The organism is Pseudarthrobacter sp. NCCP-2145 (assembly GCF_023708005.1).
Lineage (GTDB): Bacteria > Actinomycetota > Actinomycetes > Actinomycetales > Micrococcaceae > Arthrobacter > Arthrobacter oxydans.
The window spans coordinates 309,007-324,041 of record NZ_BRCG01000002.1 but is presented as its reverse complement, the minus strand read 5'-3'; the positions used below and the strand labels follow the sequence as shown (position 1 = coordinate 324,041).

General features: G+C 67.1%; 14 protein-coding genes and 1 riboswitch. Of the genes, 5 read left to right on the top strand and 9 right to left on the bottom strand.

Features of this window, described 5'->3' with window-relative positions; genetic code table 11:
* The 6 genes from NFU08_RS02970 to NFU08_RS02945 form a co-directional block, all read right to left on the bottom strand.
* Positions 1 to 639: serine dehydratase beta chain (locus NFU08_RS02970; protein WP_285835566.1), on the bottom strand; the 639-nt coding region annotated here is incomplete at its 3' end.
* Positions 640 to 707: 68 nt separating this feature from the next.
* Positions 708 to 2,045 carry a serine hydroxymethyltransferase gene (glyA, locus tag NFU08_RS02965; protein WP_285835565.1) on the bottom strand — a complete coding sequence of 446 codons (1,338 nt, stop codon included), beginning with the start codon at positions 2,043 to 2,045 and terminating at the stop codon, positions 708 to 710.
* Complete coding sequence (gcvH, locus tag NFU08_RS02960; protein WP_251420629.1) at positions 2,042 to 2,425, bottom strand: glycine cleavage system protein GcvH; 384 nt, start codon at positions 2,423 to 2,425, stop codon at positions 2,042 to 2,044. The genes glyA and gcvH overlap by 4 nt, the downstream gene beginning before the upstream one ends.
* 227 nt (positions 2,426 to 2,652) lie before the next feature.
* Complete coding sequence (gene gcvT / locus NFU08_RS02955) at positions 2,653 to 3,786, bottom strand: glycine cleavage system aminomethyltransferase GcvT (protein WP_174174896.1); 1,134 nt, start codon at positions 3,784 to 3,786, stop codon at positions 2,653 to 2,655.
* A gap of 10 nt (positions 3,787 to 3,796) precedes the next feature.
* The gene (gene gcvP / locus NFU08_RS02950; protein WP_251420627.1) at positions 3,797 to 6,667 is read right to left on the bottom strand and encodes an aminomethyl-transferring glycine dehydrogenase; all 2,871 of its coding nucleotides are present in this window, start codon (positions 6,665 to 6,667) and stop codon (positions 3,797 to 3,799) included.
* Between the two features lie 161 nt (positions 6,668 to 6,828).
* Positions 6,829 to 6,926, bottom strand: a riboswitch (glycine riboswitch).
* A gap of 125 nt (positions 6,927 to 7,051) precedes the next feature.
* Positions 7,052 to 7,387 carry a hypothetical protein gene (locus NFU08_RS02945; protein WP_174174900.1) on the bottom strand — a complete coding sequence of 112 codons (336 nt, stop codon included), beginning with the start codon at positions 7,385 to 7,387 and terminating at the stop codon, positions 7,052 to 7,054.
* Between the two features lie 176 nt (positions 7,388 to 7,563).
* Here NFU08_RS02945 and NFU08_RS02940 point away from each other — a divergent pair, with 176 nt between their 5' ends.
* Both NFU08_RS02940 and NFU08_RS02935 read left to right on the top strand, forming a co-directional pair.
* A complete protein-coding gene (locus NFU08_RS02940; protein WP_174174902.1) occupies positions 7,564 to 7,848 on the top strand; it encodes a DUF427 domain-containing protein in 285 nt (94 codons plus the stop codon).
* 166 nt (positions 7,849 to 8,014) lie between these two features.
* Entirely contained in the window at positions 8,015 to 9,361 is a 1,347-nt protein-coding gene (locus NFU08_RS02935) for a rhodanese-like domain-containing protein (protein ID WP_251420625.1), read from the top strand.
* A 79-nt stretch (positions 9,362 to 9,440) separates the two neighbouring features.
* Here NFU08_RS02935 and NFU08_RS02930 read toward each other — a convergent pair whose 3' ends face one another.
* Positions 9,441 to 10,223: a GPP34 family phosphoprotein gene (locus tag NFU08_RS02930; protein ID WP_251420624.1), complete on the bottom strand. Its 783-nt coding sequence runs from the start codon at positions 10,221 to 10,223 to the stop codon at positions 9,441 to 9,443.
* A 116-nt stretch (positions 10,224 to 10,339) separates the two neighbouring features.
* On the opposite strand from NFU08_RS02930, the gene NFU08_RS02925 reads away from it, so the two are divergent.
* The 3 genes from NFU08_RS02925 (at position 10,340) to arsA (ending at position 13,918) form a co-directional block, all read left to right on the top strand.
* A complete protein-coding gene (locus NFU08_RS02925; RefSeq protein WP_174174908.1) occupies positions 10,340 to 10,660 on the top strand; it encodes a hypothetical protein in 321 nt (106 codons plus the stop codon).
* A 124-nt stretch (positions 10,661 to 10,784) separates the two neighbouring features.
* Positions 10,785 to 12,032, top strand: a complete 1,248-nt coding sequence (locus NFU08_RS02920; protein ID WP_251420622.1) for an NYN domain-containing protein — start codon at positions 10,785 to 10,787, stop codon at positions 12,030 to 12,032.
* Positions 12,033 to 12,154: 122 nt separating this feature from the next.
* Positions 12,155 to 13,918, top strand: coding sequence for an arsenical pump-driving ATPase (gene arsA / locus NFU08_RS02915; RefSeq protein ID WP_174174910.1), 1,764 nt, complete (start codon positions 12,155 to 12,157; stop codon positions 13,916 to 13,918).
* A 61-nt stretch (positions 13,919 to 13,979) separates the two neighbouring features.
* On the opposite strand, the gene NFU08_RS02910 is transcribed toward arsA, so the two are convergent.
* Positions 13,980 to 14,324 carry a hypothetical protein gene (locus NFU08_RS02910; RefSeq protein WP_174174911.1) on the bottom strand — a complete coding sequence of 115 codons (345 nt, stop codon included), beginning with the start codon at positions 14,322 to 14,324 and terminating at the stop codon, positions 13,980 to 13,982.
* A gap of 98 nt (positions 14,325 to 14,422) precedes the next feature.
* On the bottom strand, positions 14,423 to 14,557 hold the full coding sequence (locus tag NFU08_RS20815; protein WP_268238380.1) for a hypothetical protein: 135 nt from the start codon (positions 14,555 to 14,557) through the stop codon (positions 14,423 to 14,425).
* Positions 14,558 to 15,035 lie beyond the last annotated feature (478 nt).

Genomic DNA, 15,035 nt, shown 5'->3' with positions numbered 1-15,035 from the left:
GCCCGCCCGGATCTCCTCAGGGGTGCGGCTGTCCTCCTCGTTGACCCGCATCACGTCGCTGATCCCCAGACCGGTCGCCCGGCAGTGCTCCAGCAGCTCCGCGGCGGTCCGGAACGGCAGCGGGAGCTCCTTCTTGGACTCCTCCAGCTCCTGCAGCGCCGCGTCCTCTTCACCCTCGCGGACGATGAACCCGCCACCCACCGAGAAGAACGTCGCGGTGTGCAGGACCTGGCCGCCGGCGTCGGACACCGTGAACGTCATCCCGTTGGTGTGCCGCGGCAGGACCGTCAACGGCCTCAGCACCATGTCCTTCACCCCGTAGGGCAATGCCACCGCACCGGCCAGCTGCAGAGTTCCGGTCTCGGCGATCGAGGCCAGCCGCTCCTCCACTTCCTCCGGCAGGATCAGCTCCGGATGGAAGCCCTCCAGGCCCAGCAGGACCGCCGTCATCGTCCCATGCCCATGACCGGTCGCCGCCAGAGACCCATAAAGATCCACCCGCAACGAGGCCACCTCCGCCAGGGCGCCGGAAGCCTTAAGCTCCTCCGCAAAAACAGCAGCAGCCCGCATCGGCCCCACAGTATGAGAAGAAGAAGGCCCGATCCCGATCGAAAACAGATCAAAAACGCCGACTGCCATGGTGTGTTCCTAACTGGACGGAGAAGGTGAGATAGCGCGGCCCCACCGGGCCAAGGGTGACCAGACGATCAGGACAGTGGTGCGACGCCCGGGTAGAGCGGGTGTGCTTTGGCGAGTCCCTCGACGCGGTGACGCAGCCCGGAAAGATCCCCATCGGCGTCGGCCGTCAATGCCTCGGCGATGATGTCCGCAACCTCGCGGAAGGCAGCCTCACCAAACCCGCGCGTGGCGAGCGCCGGCGTGCCGATCCGGAGGCCGGAGGTGACCATCGGCGGGCGCGGGTCGAAGGGGACGGCGTTGCGGTTGACGGTGATGTCGATGGCCGCGAGCCGGTCCTCGGCCTGCTGCCCGTCGAGCTCGCAGTTGCGCAGGTCGACGAGGACCAGGTGCACATCGGTGCCGCCGGACACCACGCTGATGCCCTTGGCGGTGACGTCCGGCTGGACCAGGCGCTCGGCCAGGATCCGGGCGCCGGCCAGGACGCGCTCCTGCCGCTCACGGAACTCCTCGGACGCGGCGATCTTGAACGCCACGGCCTTGCCCGCGATGACGTGCTCCAGCGGGCCGCCCTGCTGGCCGGGGAACACAGCCGAGTTGATCTTCTTGGCGATGTCGGCGTCGTTGGTCAGGATGATGCCACCGCGGGGACCGGCGAGGGTCTTGTGCGTGGTGGACGTGGTGACATGCGCGTGCGGGACCGGCGACGGGTGCAGCCCCGCGGCCACCAAGCCGGCGAAGTGCGCCATGTCCACCATCAGATAGGCGCCCACGGAGTCGGCGATGCGGCGGAACTCGGCGAAGTCCAGCTGCCGGGCGTAGGCGGACCAGCCGGCCACGATCAGCGCGGGCTTGGTCTCCTGCGCCAGGCGCTCCACCTCTGCCATGTCCACCGTGTGGGTGTCCTCGCGGACGCCGTAGGGGACCACGTTGTAGAGCTTGCCGGAGAAGTTGATTTTCATGCCATGCGTGAGGTGGCCGCCGTGGGCCAGGTTCAGGCCCATGATGGTGTCGCCGGGCTTGATCAGCGCGTGCATGACCGAGGCGTTGGCCTGCGCGCCGGAGTGCGGCTGGACGTTGGCGAACCCGGCACCGAAGAGCGCCTTGATCCTGTCGATGGCGAGCTGTTCGATCACGTCCACGTGCTCGCAGCCACCGTAGTAGCGCTTGCCCGGGTAGCCTTCGGCGTACTTGTTGGTCAGCACCGATCCCTGCGCCTGCATCACGGCGACGGCGGTGTGGTTCTCGGAGGCGATCATCTCCAGGCCGTCACGCTGGCGGGTGAGTTCGTCGTCGATCTTCGCGGCGATCTCCGGGTCCAGCGCGGCGAGGTTGGCGTCCAGCGACGGCGACACCACCTGTTCGAATGCGGCGGCCACTGTGCCGGCGCCTGCAGCCGCGGGGCTCACAGTTCGCCGCCGTTGGCTGCCGCGTATTCTTCAGCTGACATCAGCGGGCCCTCTTCGGTGACGGCCACCTTGAAGAGCCAGCCGGCGCCATAGGGATCGTTGTTGATCAACGCGGGGTCGGAGACAACGTCGTCGTTGATCTCCACAACCTCGCCGGTGACCGGGGCGTAGAGGTCGGAGACGGACTTGGTGGATTCCACCTCGCCGCAGGTTTCCCCCGCGGTCACGGTGGAGCCGACCTCGGGCAGGTCCACGTACACAATGTCGCCCAGGGCATCGGCGGCGACGGCGGAAATTCCGATGTTCACCGGTCCCGATCCATCAACAGCAACCCACTCGTGCTCGGCGGAGTACTTCAGTTCAGCAACAACTTTTGCCATGGTGTGTTTCCTTCAATCTGGTGTTTGAAAAGTGAGAGAGCGTCGGGCCAAAAGCCGCATCAAGTGAGAGAGCGTCGGGCCAAACCGCGCATCAAGTGAGAGAGCGTCGGCCCCTTCGGGTCCGACCTCCGGCAGCATGCGTCTAAGGGAGCGTCACGTCCGCTCAGCGGGCGTCTTCGCGACCGAGCATGCAGAGGAGGTCGGACCCGACGGGCCGTCGGCGTCCGTTACTTCTGGCGCTTGTAGAAGGGCAGGGCTACTACTTCGAAGGGCTCTGGCTTGCCGCGGAGGTCGATGTCCAAGGCGGTGCCGGGTTCGGAGTGTTCGACGTCGACATAGGCCAGGGCGATCGGGTAACCGAGGGTGGGGCTTGGCTGGCCGGAGGTCACCTCACCCACGACGTTGCCGTCCTTGAGCACCGGGTAGTGGCTGCGGCCGGCGCGGCGGCCCAGTCCCTTGAGGCCCACGAGCTTGCGGCCGGAGGTGGAACCGGCACCAAGCTCCTTGAGCTCCGCCAGTGCCGCCTTGCCCACGAAGTCCGACTCCTTCTTGAGCGAGACAACCGGGCCGAGGCCAGCGGCGAAGGGGTTGCCTTCACGGGAGAGTTCGTTGCCGTAGAGGGGCATGCCGGCTTCCAGGCGGAGCGAGTCGCGGCAGGCGAGGCCGGCGGGGATGAGCCCGTGGCCGTCGCCGGCTTCCAGCAGCGCTTCCCACAGGCCGGCGGCGTCCCCGTTCGGGACGTAGATCTCGAAGCCGTCCTCGCCGGTGTATCCGGTGCGGGCCAGGAGCAGGTCCTGGACAGCGCCGTTGACGGTGATCCCTACTTCGACGGCCGCGTAGTACTTCAGCTCAGTCACCAGGGAGTGCTGCTCGGCGGGGACCAGCGTCAGGAGGATGGCTTCGGCGTTCGGGCCCTGCACGGCGATGAGGGAGGTCTCGGCGGAGACGTCCTCCACGGTGACATCGAAGCCGGCGGCCCGCTCGGCCAGGGCAGCGGCCACCACCTTGGCGTTGCCGGCGTTGGGGACCACCAGGTACTTCTCTTCACTCCGGCGGTAGGAGATGAGGTCGTCAATGATGCCGCCGTCTTCCTGGCAGATCAGCGAGTACTTGGCCTTGCCCACGGCCACGGCGGACAGCTTGCCGGCCAGGGCGTAGTCCAGGAAGGCTGCGGCGTCCGGGCCGGTGACCCAGACCTCGCCCATGTGGGAGAGGTCGAACAGGCCGGCGGCGTTACGGACGGCGTGGTGCTCGGCCAGCTCGGAGCTGTACTTAAGGGGCATCTGCCAGCCGCCGAAGTCGGTGAAAGAGGCGCCGGCCAGCTTGTGCTGCTCATAGAGCGCTGTGTAGTTCTCAGTCATCAGGAAATCCTTAGTTCTCAAATGCAGTTTTGTCCTCGAACGCGTCGAGGGGAGGGCAGGAGCAGACCAGGTTGCGGTCACCGGCGGCGCCGTCGATGCGGCCAACCGGCGGGAAGTACTTGTCCTGCCGGAGGGAGGACACGGGGAAGGCTGCCTGCTCGCGCGGGTACGCGCGGTCCCAGTCGGAAGAGACGACGGCGGCGGCCGTGTGGGGTGCGTTGCGCAGCGGGCTGCTGGTCACGGTGAAGTCGCCGTTGGCCACCTGGTCGATTTCCTTGCGGATGGTGATCATGGCTTCGATGAAGCGGTCGATCTCCGCGAGGTCCTCGGACTCGGTGGGCTCCACCATGAGCGTGCCCGCCACCGGGAAGGAGAGCGTGGGGGCGTGGAAGCCGAAGTCGATGAGCCGCTTGGCCACGTCCTCCGCGGTGACGCCGGTCTGGGCCGTCAGGTCGCGCAGGTCCAGGATGCACTCGTGCGCCACCAGGCCGCTTTCGCCGGTGTAAAGGACCGGGAAGTAGTCGTTCAGCCGTGCCGCGACGTAGTTGGCCGCGAGCAGTGCGGACTTGGTGGCCTCGGTGAGGCCGGTCCCGCCCATGAGCTTCACGTAGGCCCAGGAAATCGGGAGCACACCCGCAGAACCGAAGCGCGAAGCGGAAATCGCAACGCCATGCCCGGCTTCATGGGCGGCCTTGTTTGCATCACCGGGCATGAAGGGTGCCAGGTGTGCCTTGGCAGCAACCGGTCCGACGCCGGGTCCGCCGCCGCCGTGCGGGATGCAGAAGGTCTTGTGCAGGTTCAGGTGCGAGACGTCGCCACCGAACTTGCCCGGCTGCGCCAGCCCAACGAGCGCGTTCAGGTTCGCGCCGTCAACGTACACCTGGCCGCCGGCGGCGTGGACGGCGTCGCAGACCTCGCGGACGTCGGAGTCGTACACGCCGTGCGTGGACGGGTAGGTGATCATGATGGCCGAGAGGACGTCCTTGTGGGCCTCGATCTTCGCTTCCAGGTCGGCGTGGTCGATCGTGCCGTCCGCAGCGGTGGCCACCACCACAACCTTCATCCCGGCCAGCACCGCGGACGCGGCGTTGGTGCCGTGCGCCGAAGCCGGGATCAGGCAGACGTTGCGCTGCTGGTCACCGCGGGAATGGTGGTAGCCGCGGATCGCCAGCAGCCCGGCGAGCTCACCCTGGGACCCGGCGTTCGGCTGGATGGACACCTGGTCATAGCCCGTGATCTCGGCAAGGTCCGCCTCCAGGCCCGCAATCAGCTCACGCCAGCCCTCAGTCTGCGAATCCGGGGCAAACGGGTGGATCGACGCGAACTCCGGCCAGGAAATGGCTTCCATCTCGGCCGTGGCGTTCAGCTTCATGGTGCACGAACCCAACGGGATCATGGTGCGGTCCAGCGCCAGGTCCCGGTCGCTGAGCTTCCGGATGTAGCGCAGCAGCTGGGTCTCGGAACGGTGCGTATTGAACACCGGGTGCTGCAGGAAGTCGGAGGTGCGCAGCACGGACTCCGGCAGTTCAAAGCCCTGGCCGGACACAACCGGACCGGCACCAAAGGCCACCGCAACCGCGGAGAGGACCTCCGGCGTCGTGGTTTCATCGACGGACACGCCAACCGTGTCCGCGTCGATGAGCCGCAGGTTGATGCCGCGGGCTTCGGCGGCGGTGATCACCTTGGCGGCCTTGCCGGGCACGCGGACGGTGATGGTGTCGAAGAAGGTCTCGGACACCAGCTCGCGGCCTGCATGCTTCAGCGTGGCGGCCAGGGCGCGGGCGTTGTTGTGGACGGTTTCGGCGATCGCCTTCAGCCCGTCGGGGCCGTGGTACACGGCGTAGAAGGAGGAGACGATGGCCAGCAGTGCCTGGGCGGTGCAGATGTTGGACGTGGCCTTCTCGCGGCGGATGTGCTGCTCGCGGGTCTGCAGGGCAAGGCGGTAGGCCGGGACGCCGGCGTTGTCCTTGGAAACGCCGACGATGCGGCCGGGGAGGGTGCGTTCCATGCCGTCGCGGACGGCCATGTAGGCCGCGTGCGGTCCCCCAAAGAACAACGGCACGCCGAAGCGCTGGGTGGAGCCGACGGCGATGTCCGCCCCCTGCTCGCCAGGAGGGGTGATGAGGGTGAGGGCCAGGAGGTCGGCGGCGACCGTGACCAGTGCACCGCGTTCCTTGGCTTCCGCGATCACGGCGGACTGGTCCCAGACCCGGCCGGAGACGCCGGGCTGCTGGAGGACCACGCCGTTGATGTCGCCGTCCGGCAAGCCGTTGGTGAGGTCGGCGACCTCCACCTCGAAGCCGAGGGCCTCGGCGCGGCCCAGCACGATGGCGATGGTCTGCGGGAGGAGGTCGGCGTCCAGGACGGTCTTGCCGTCCTTGGCCGTCTTGTTCTTATTCGCCCGGCGCATCAGCAGCACGGCCTCGGCCACAGCGGTGGCTTCGTCGAGGAGGGAGGCGTTGGCCACCGGGAGCGCCGTGAGGTCCTGGACCATGGTCTGGAAGTTGAGCAGCGCCTCGAGCCGGCCCTGGGAAATCTCCGGCTGGTACGGGGTGTAGGCGGTGTACCAGGCGGGGGCTTCGAGGATGTTGCGGCGGATCACCGGCGGCGTCACGGTGTCGTAGTAGCCCTGGCCGATCATCTGCACGGCCATCTTGTTCTTGCCGGCCAGCTTGCGGAGCTCGGCAAGAACCTGGACTTCACTGAGGGCGCTCTCGAGTGTGAGGGGCTTGTCCTGGCGGATCGAGTCCGGGACGGCGCTGTCCACCAGGCCATCAAGGCTGTCGTAACCGACCGCCTTGAGCATGGTGTCGACGTCGGACTGGCGGCGCGCGCCGATATGGCGGTCTGCGAAGGTGGTTGGGGACGAGTGAACCGTCATGAGGGGAACTCCATAATTCAGGTGGCGCCTTAGCACCACGTTGATTCGGGTTCCTCCCCGCTCTGTATTGGACCTGAGAGTTTTGCGTTGCCCTGCTGTTCAGCAGGGCGCCACTTGCACCGTCGGTGAGCCCGGTTGCCCGGACTGCTTTCCAGAGTTGCCTTGCCGCGGCGGTACGTGGGCCTGAGAGATTCCTGGGGAGGATTTGCTCCTACGGCGCCTGCTGAACGTACCGGCAGGACTCTCCCGCCGCAGATCATAAGCATGTGCCACTGGTGGGTGACACGACTCACAGGATACCAAGATGCGCGCCGGGATCCAAACTTCCGGACCCGCAGAGGCGGGATGGCGACGGCGGGACGCGACGTCGTCGGCCGCTTGGGCTTAGGGCTGGCCAGGAGTTGTTGGCGCAGCTTTCCTGCCGGTTCTGTAGCCCGCCCAAAAGGCAAGCAGCAGCAGGCCCACGACGGCGATTGCCAGGCCCGCCTGCGTCCCCGGGCTGAGGAACGCCATCCCGGTGCCGGAGAAAGGCTGGTTGCTCAGCGGCGCGTAGGCGAACCAGCCAATGTAGGTGTTCCGGTTGAGCCAAGCCACCAGGCACCCGGCCAGCAGGACCACGAGCCCTGCGATCGGCAGGACCACTCCAGGTACCCGGGCCGGCTTCCGTGGTTCGCGTTGTTCGGGCGCGCGTTCGTGATCAGGTGTGTTGTTGTCCCCCATGCAGGCGAGTCTAGCCGGGCTGCCGGCCGCAGCCGCGCCGCGGTCCGCCTCCGGGGCCGCCCTCCCGAGGCCAGGGAACGAGCCCAGCCTCCGGGAACAAGCCCGCCGGGCACAGCGTTGGGATACCTACGACACTTCCGCCGCCCACTGCGCGGCACCCAACAGAACGGAACCACATGGTCAGGGCTATCTGGAACGGAAAAGTCATTGCCGAATCCACGGACACCGTGGTGGTGGAGGGCAACCACTATTTTCCCCGCGACGCCGTCAACGCCGGCTACCTGAGGGACAGCGACCTGTATTCCGTCTGCCCGTGGAAGGGCCGGGCCAGTTACCACACGCTGGAAGTGGACGGGAAGGTCAACGTGGACGCGGCCTGGTTCTACCCCGAGCCAAAGCCCCGCGCCAAGCAGATCGAGGACCGGATCGCCTTCTGGCGCGGTGTCACCATCGAGGGCTAGCAGGCGCCCACCTCAGGCGGGAGCTGCCTGAACCAAACGGACGACGGCGGGACCTCCCGCCGTCGTCCGCTTCTGTTGTGGGGGTGGCGCGGACGGGCCTACCGGCCGGTGATGCCCGGGGGTAACGTGGCGATCAGGCTGACACCCGTTCAAGGAGGAACCCGGCATGGAAATCATCACGATCGAAACGCCGCAGCTGGGCGACCGTACCTACCTGGTGCATGACGGCGCGGTGGGCGTGGTCATTGACCCCCAGCGGGACACGGACCGGGTGGAAAAGGCCGTCTCGGACGCCGGGGTGCGGATCACCCACGTGGCCGAGACGCACATCCACAACGACTACGTCACCGGCGGGCTGCAGCTGGCCCAGGACCACAACGCCGCCTACCTGGTCAACGCAGCGGACGACGTCCCGTACAGCCGCCAGCCGATCTCGGACGGGGACACGGTGCAGGTGGGACGGATGGTCCTCAAAGCCGTGGCCACGCCGGGGCACACCCACCACCACCTCTCCTACATCGTGACGGACGGTGACCGCCAGGCGGTGTTCTCCGGTGGAAGCCTGCTCTACGGCTCCGTGGGCCGCACCGACCTGGTCAGCCCGGAAGACACCGTGCCGCTCACCCACCACCAGTACAGGTCGGTCCGGCGGCTGGTGGATGAAGCGGGTGGGGACGCCGGGCTCTACCCCACCCACGGCTTCGGCTCCTTCTGCTCCTCGGGCCCGGCCAGCGGGGCGGAATCCTCTACCATCGGCGAGCAGTTGAGCGGGAACCATGCCCTGACCGACCCGGACGAGGACCACTTTGTCCGCGAGCTGATCCACAACCTCACGGCCTATCCGTCCTATTACGCCCACATGGCCCCCATCAACATGGCCGGCCCCACCGCGCCGGACCTGGACCTGCCCGACTCGCTGGACCAGGATGAGCTGGTGTCCCGGCTGGAGAGGGGCGAGTGGGTGGTGGACCTGAGGAACCGGGTGGCCTTCGCCAACACCCACCTGAGCGGCAGCGTCAGCTTCGAGTACGGCGACGGCACGCAGTTCACCGCCTTCCTGGGGTGGGTCCTGCCCTGGGACGAACAGCTGACGCTCGTGGGCGCGCGCCGGGACGTGGAGAACGCGATCCGGGACCTGTCCCGCATCGGCATCGACAACCCGGATGCGGCCATCGGCTCCGGACCTGCGGAGCTTGCGCCCGGGGCGGCAACCTCCTCCTACGACAGCGTCGGCTGGCAGGAAGTGCTGCAGAAGCCGGAGGACGACCCCATCATCGACGTCCGCCGCACCGACGAGTTCGCAAAATCCCATATCCGCGACGCAGTGAACATCCCGCTCCATGAGCTGCTCCGGCGCCTGGACGAGGTCCCCGCCGGACGGCTGTGGGTGCACTGCGGTTCCGGGTACCGCTCCGCCGTGGCTGCGAGCCTGCTGCAGCGCGCCGGCCGCGACGTGGTGCACATCGACGCCAGCTTCCGCGACGTGAACAAGGCCGGCTTCACCATGGCGTGAACCAGCGAAGGGGGGCGGACGACAGCGGGACCTCCCGCCGTCGTCCGCTTGCGTTGTGCCCCGACTGAAGGGGTGCCGCCTACAGGGTTGCGGCTTCCTCCTCCGCCAGCCTGATCATGCGGAGTTCATCCTCCACCGCCCGGGACGGCCAGTAGTCCTTGGCCAGCTCGCTGGCCCGGACCCGGTCCGCCTCCGGGAAGAGCTTGCCGAGCAGTCCGGCCGCCTGCATCAGGGCGATGAGCGCTATGGTCCTGGCCTCGGGCGCTTTGGTCCCGGGCTTCGGGGTTCCGGGCTTCGAGCCTGGCGTGGCATCCTGCGTTGCCGCTTCCGGCCCACCGCCTGCAGCCGCTGCGCCGGCCGCTGCGTCCTCGGCCGCGCCGGTTTCCGGCGGCTGGAGGTCGGACGGGGCAGCCCTGAGCGCTGTCCGGATCTTTTCAAGCAGCGCAGCCTCCGGGGCATGGTCCTTTTCCGGATACCGCACGGCCCGGAACCGGCCCAGATGCTTCTCGCCGACGTGTTCCACGATGCCCGCCGCCGCCATCTGTTCATAGATGCGTTGCGTCTGGGCGCGGCCTTCCAGCATGGAGACCCAGCGCCTGGCGCTGTGCGGCCGTGACTTGCCGCGGATGAGCTCCAGCTCGTGCTGAAGCTCCGTTCCAGGTGTGGCGCCGGTGGCCCGGACGTGCTTGCCCTGCAGCTCAATGGCACCAACCAGGTCCAGTTCGGCCAGGATTGCCCCTGCCACCGTGGTCCTGAGTGCGAACACCGGAACTTCGGGTTTGCCGTCTTTGTCATCGGTGGCCAGGAGGAGGAAGGCCTGGGGAAGGCTCAGTTCAACCGCTTGGGGAGTTTCCGCATTCATAGCACCATGGTGCGCCCGCACAGCGGCACCCACTACGGCCGAAATACCTGTCTTCCTGCGGAAGTGCGGGCTTATGCTGAGACCACAAAGTCCCTTCCAGCGCCGCGGAGGCCGCCGTGGACACCGAAACCGCCGATGTGGTCGACCATGACGTCACCACCATCACCTGCGTCTGCGGGAACACCGTCAGCAAGGACGGGCTGATCCAGGCCAACGCGCAGGGCATCCCCGTCCACTCGGGAGATGCCCCTGCCCCGCCGGAGCTGGCGGAGTGGCCCGTAGACGAGGACCTCTACACCCTGTGCCCCTCCTGCGGGCGCGTCTACCGTGACGCCGTCATCGAGGAAACAGGAACCGCGCCCGTCGCTTTCCGGGTCGACGTCAAGGCGGCACCCATTGCTGAGGCCATCCGGGTCCACTGGAACCTCAGCACCTAAACACCTGAACACCTGGGCGCAGCGAAGGGGAAGCGGACGACGGCGGAACCTCCCCGCCGTCGTCCGCTTGCGTGTCGCACCCGGAGGGGGTGCCCGCGCCCCGCGATGCTGGCACACTAAGCCAATGAACGAGGCACTCTCCCCCTCCCGCCGTCCCGGCATCCGGGCTGCGATGTTTGTTGATTTCGACAATGTGTTCACCGGCCTGCAGGCCCTGGATCCGCTGGCGGCCAAGCGGTTTGCCGAGGACCCCAAGCATTGGGCGGATGCCTTGTCAGCCGGAGGGTCCGGGGAGGGCACCCGCCGGTTCCTGATCCGCAACTGCTACCTGAACCCGATGGTGTACTCGAAGTACCGGACCTACTGGACCCGGGCCGGTTTCCGGGTGATCGACTGCCCGTCGCTGACCCAGCGGGGCAAGAGCAGCACGGACATCAACCTGGTGCTGGACGCGATGGACGCCCTGTCCGGCAGCGGCGGGATCGAGGAGTTCTTCATCGCCTCGGCCGATGCCGACTTCACATCCCTGATCCAGCGGTTCAGGGCCGCAGACCGGATGACCACCGTGATCGCTGCCGGCGCCGTGGCCTTCGCCTACCGGGAGATGGCGGACCATGTGGTGGAATCGCACGACTTCGTGGCCATCCTCAACGGCACCACCGTTGATCCCATCCACGCGGTGGCGTCCCCGAAGCAGCCGCAGGCCCCAGCCGCTTCCAAGGCGAAGGCCAAAGCCAGCTCCCCCGCCATCCGCGAGGTACTGGACTTTGTCCGGTCCGCGCCGGGACCGGTGGTTGGCGCGATGGTGGCCCACCGGGCGCTGACGGCCGATCCCTCGCTGAAGACGGATTGGGGCGGCTTCGGGAAGTTCGGGACGTGGGTCTCGCAGATCGGCAAGGACGTGGAATATTCGGCAGCGCAGGGCGGCTGGGTGTGGGACGCGAAGAGGTTCTCCAGCGAGGACATGCCCGTACCGGCGGACCTCCAGCCGGGTGTCGAGGAGCAGGTCACCCGCGTGACGGACGTCCCGGCACTCTCCGCCGCCCAGTTCCGGCAGATTTTCAAGGCCATGGCTGCCCGGCTCCGGGACCTGCCCGCGCTCAACCGCACCGAGCTCTCCCGGCAGGTGCGGGACGATTGCGTCAGCGCCGGCCAGCCGGTCTCCCGCAATGCGGTCAGTTTTGTCCTGCAGGGCCTCGCCTACGCCAATTTCCAGCTCAGTGACAAGGCGACGGCGGCGGAACTGGCAGCGGCGTGGACGGCCAACGTGGAGGAACTCTGCCGGGTGGCGCTGCTGGAGTTCGACGCCGCCGAGAAGGCTGCGGTCCGGCGCTGGGCGAGCGGCGGACTGCTGGAGAACGGACAGGCTTAAGCGGACGACGGCGGTTTCGGCTTCTGGTGGGCTGGGTACCGCGTGCGTTGGGTACCGCGCGTGTTGCATACAGGGACGTTCGGCTCTGGGGCCGTTCCCCTCGTGTTGGAAGACTGGCGTGCATGAAGTTCCTTCACAACCCGCCGCGCTTCCTGTTCTTCACCGGCAAGGGCGGGGTGGGCAAGACCTCCGTGGCGTGCGCGTCCGCGCTCTCCCTTGCCCGGGCCGGCCGGAAGGTGCTGCTGGTCAGCACTGACCCTGCGTCCAACATCGGGCAGGTCTTCGGCCTGGCTGTTGGAAACACCGTCACCGCAATTCCGGACGTGCCCGGACTCTCTGCCCTGGAAATCGACCCGGAGCAGGCAGCGGAGGCGTACCGGGAGCGGATCCTCGCCCCCGTCCGGGGAGTCCTGCCGGAGTCCGAACTGGCAGGCGTGGCCGAGAGCCTCTCGGGTTCCTGCACCACGGAGGTGGCCTCCTTCGACGAGTTCACCAGCCTCCTCGGGGACGATGCCGCCTACGCGGAGTACGGCCACATCATTTTCGATACGGCTCCGACAGGCCACACCATTCGCCTGCTGCAGCTGCCCGGCTCGTGGACGGATTTCCTTGCCACGGGTGCAGGGGAACCGTCCTGCCTGGGCCCGCTGTCCGGGCTGGACAAGCACAAGGAGGTGTATGCCAGGGCGGTCCGGGCACTCGCTGATCCCCTGCGCACCCGCCTTGTCCTGGTCACGCGGGCGCAGCCGTCGTCGCTGAAGGAGGTGGAGCGGACCTACCTCGAGCTCAACCAGATCGGCATCCGCGGCGGGTACCTCGTGGTGAACGGAGTCCTGCCCGACGCCGCGGGCGATGAGGAGCTGGCGAAGGCCCTGCGTGCCCGGGAGGCCGCGGCCATGGCGGCCATTCCAGGAGTGGTCGCGGAGCTCCCCCGCGACGTCCTCGAGCTCAAGCCCGGCAACATGGTGGGCATTCCGGCGCTCGAATCGCTGGTGGATCCCGCGTCCGGCGCGGATGCTGGGGAGGGCCCGTCGTCGGCCATTGATATCGAAGACTCACCCCTCGCCGCGCTGGTGGACGGCATCGAGTCCGATCGGCATGGACTCGTGATGTGCATGGGCAAGGGCGGGGTGGGAAAGACGACGGTGGCTGCGGCCATCGCGGTTGCCCTGGCAAAAAGGGGGCACGCGGTCCACCTCACCACCACCGATCCGGCGGCGCACCTGGCCGAAACGCTGCACGGTTCCGTCGCGGGGCTGACCGTGTCCCGCATCGACCCCGCGGCGGCCATCCAGGAATACCGGGCCCACGTGATGGACACCAAGGGCCGGAGCCTGGACGATGAGGGCCGCGCGGCCCTGGCGGAGGACCTAATGTCGCCCTGCACGGACGAGGTCGCCGTGTTCCGGCAGTTCTCCCGGGTGGTCCAGGAGTCCCGGCGGCATTTCGTGGTGATGGACACCGCTCCCACCGGGCACACGCTGCTGCTCCTGGATGCCACGGGTTCGTACCACCGGGAGATTTCCCGGCAGGTGGGGAACTCCCTGGGGTTCGTGACGCCGCTGATGCGCCTGCAGGATCCGGTGGGAACGAAGGTCATCCTCGTGACGCTGGCCGAGACCACGCCCGTGCTGGAGGCGGAGGAACTGAAGGCCGATCTGGAACGGGCCGGAATCCATCCGTGGGCCTGGGTCATCAACAACTCCATCGCCGCCGCCCACCCGCGCTCGCCGTTCCTCCGGGCCCGCGCCGCCCATGAGGCGGACCAGATCACGAAAGTGCGGGCAATCGCGGACAGGGTTGCCCTCATTCCCCTGCTGCCGGAAGAGCCCATTGGCGAGGCGAAACTGACGGCGCTGACGGCCTTCACCAGCGAGCGCGTATAGCAAAAGGTGGGAAAGGACGACGGCGGGACCTCCCGCCGTCGCGCCTTGCCTCCTGCAACGCTTACGCGGCCAGCGGCATGTCGAACAGTTGCTCGGCGAGGCTGATGAGGTGGTGGGGTGCGTCCGTCTCTTCGCCCGGGTCCACGTAGCCCAGGAAGAGCGCCGTTCCGTGAATGGTGTCATCCGGCTCGACGCCGGCTTCGCGGATGAGGACTTCCGCCCGCAGGTTGGGAAAGGACCGGCTTCCGTCATTGTTCAGGTAGGCGCGCCAACCGCGGCCGGCGATGTACCCGATGTCTCCGGCAGCCACTCGCTGAAGTGCTGTGGCGTCCAGGTCCAGGGGTTTGAGGTGCACCGGGTGGGCCAGGCGGGCCGGAACCACCAGGGCGTTGCAGGAGAAGTTCATGGCGTGTCCTTGGAACTGAGCACGGGGGGTTTGCAGACGGGTGGAGCGCGGGCAGCCGGGCGGGCTAGGAGTTCCGGTCCCGGCTGCCCGCGGGCTTGTTAGCGCTGGTTCTTGCGCGGCTTTGCGAAATTCAGTTCGCTGTTCTCGTTTTTGGCCCTTTTATCGGCACGCTTTTCGAGAATTGTCTTGCCGGCCTTTTTTACTGCGCCGCTTTTGGGGGATTTTCCGGACATCGGAATCACGCCTTTCTGTGCTTTGCGATACCCAGTACCATACCTACTTATATTTTTTAATCCAGTCGGCGAGAATCCCGTAGTTCCGGGGGCAGCAGGCCCGTCGGCTCGCCGCAAGACCTTGACGCAAACAGCGACTGCACTTTCCACCTTTTCGAACCAAACCACTTTTGCAGGAATTTCTTGCCATAGCAGCCCAGGGAAAACAAAAAAGCATCAACTTTCTGCTCTTGAATGCTTCCGAATCTCCGAACGAGCCCCGCAAAAGAGAGTCCTGGCTCATTCCATGACGGGCGTTGGAACCAGCCGTTATGCTACGCGAACCTATCTGAGGGGATGGGTTTGGGGGCACAAGGGATGTGACCTTCGGCGATAAATGACGGCGTTTTCACGACGCTACCTGGCGCATGAGGTAGTTCTGCAAGAGGAATGGCTTACGCCCACGACGGTGGAGCGGTGGCCAGTAGCGCACATGGAT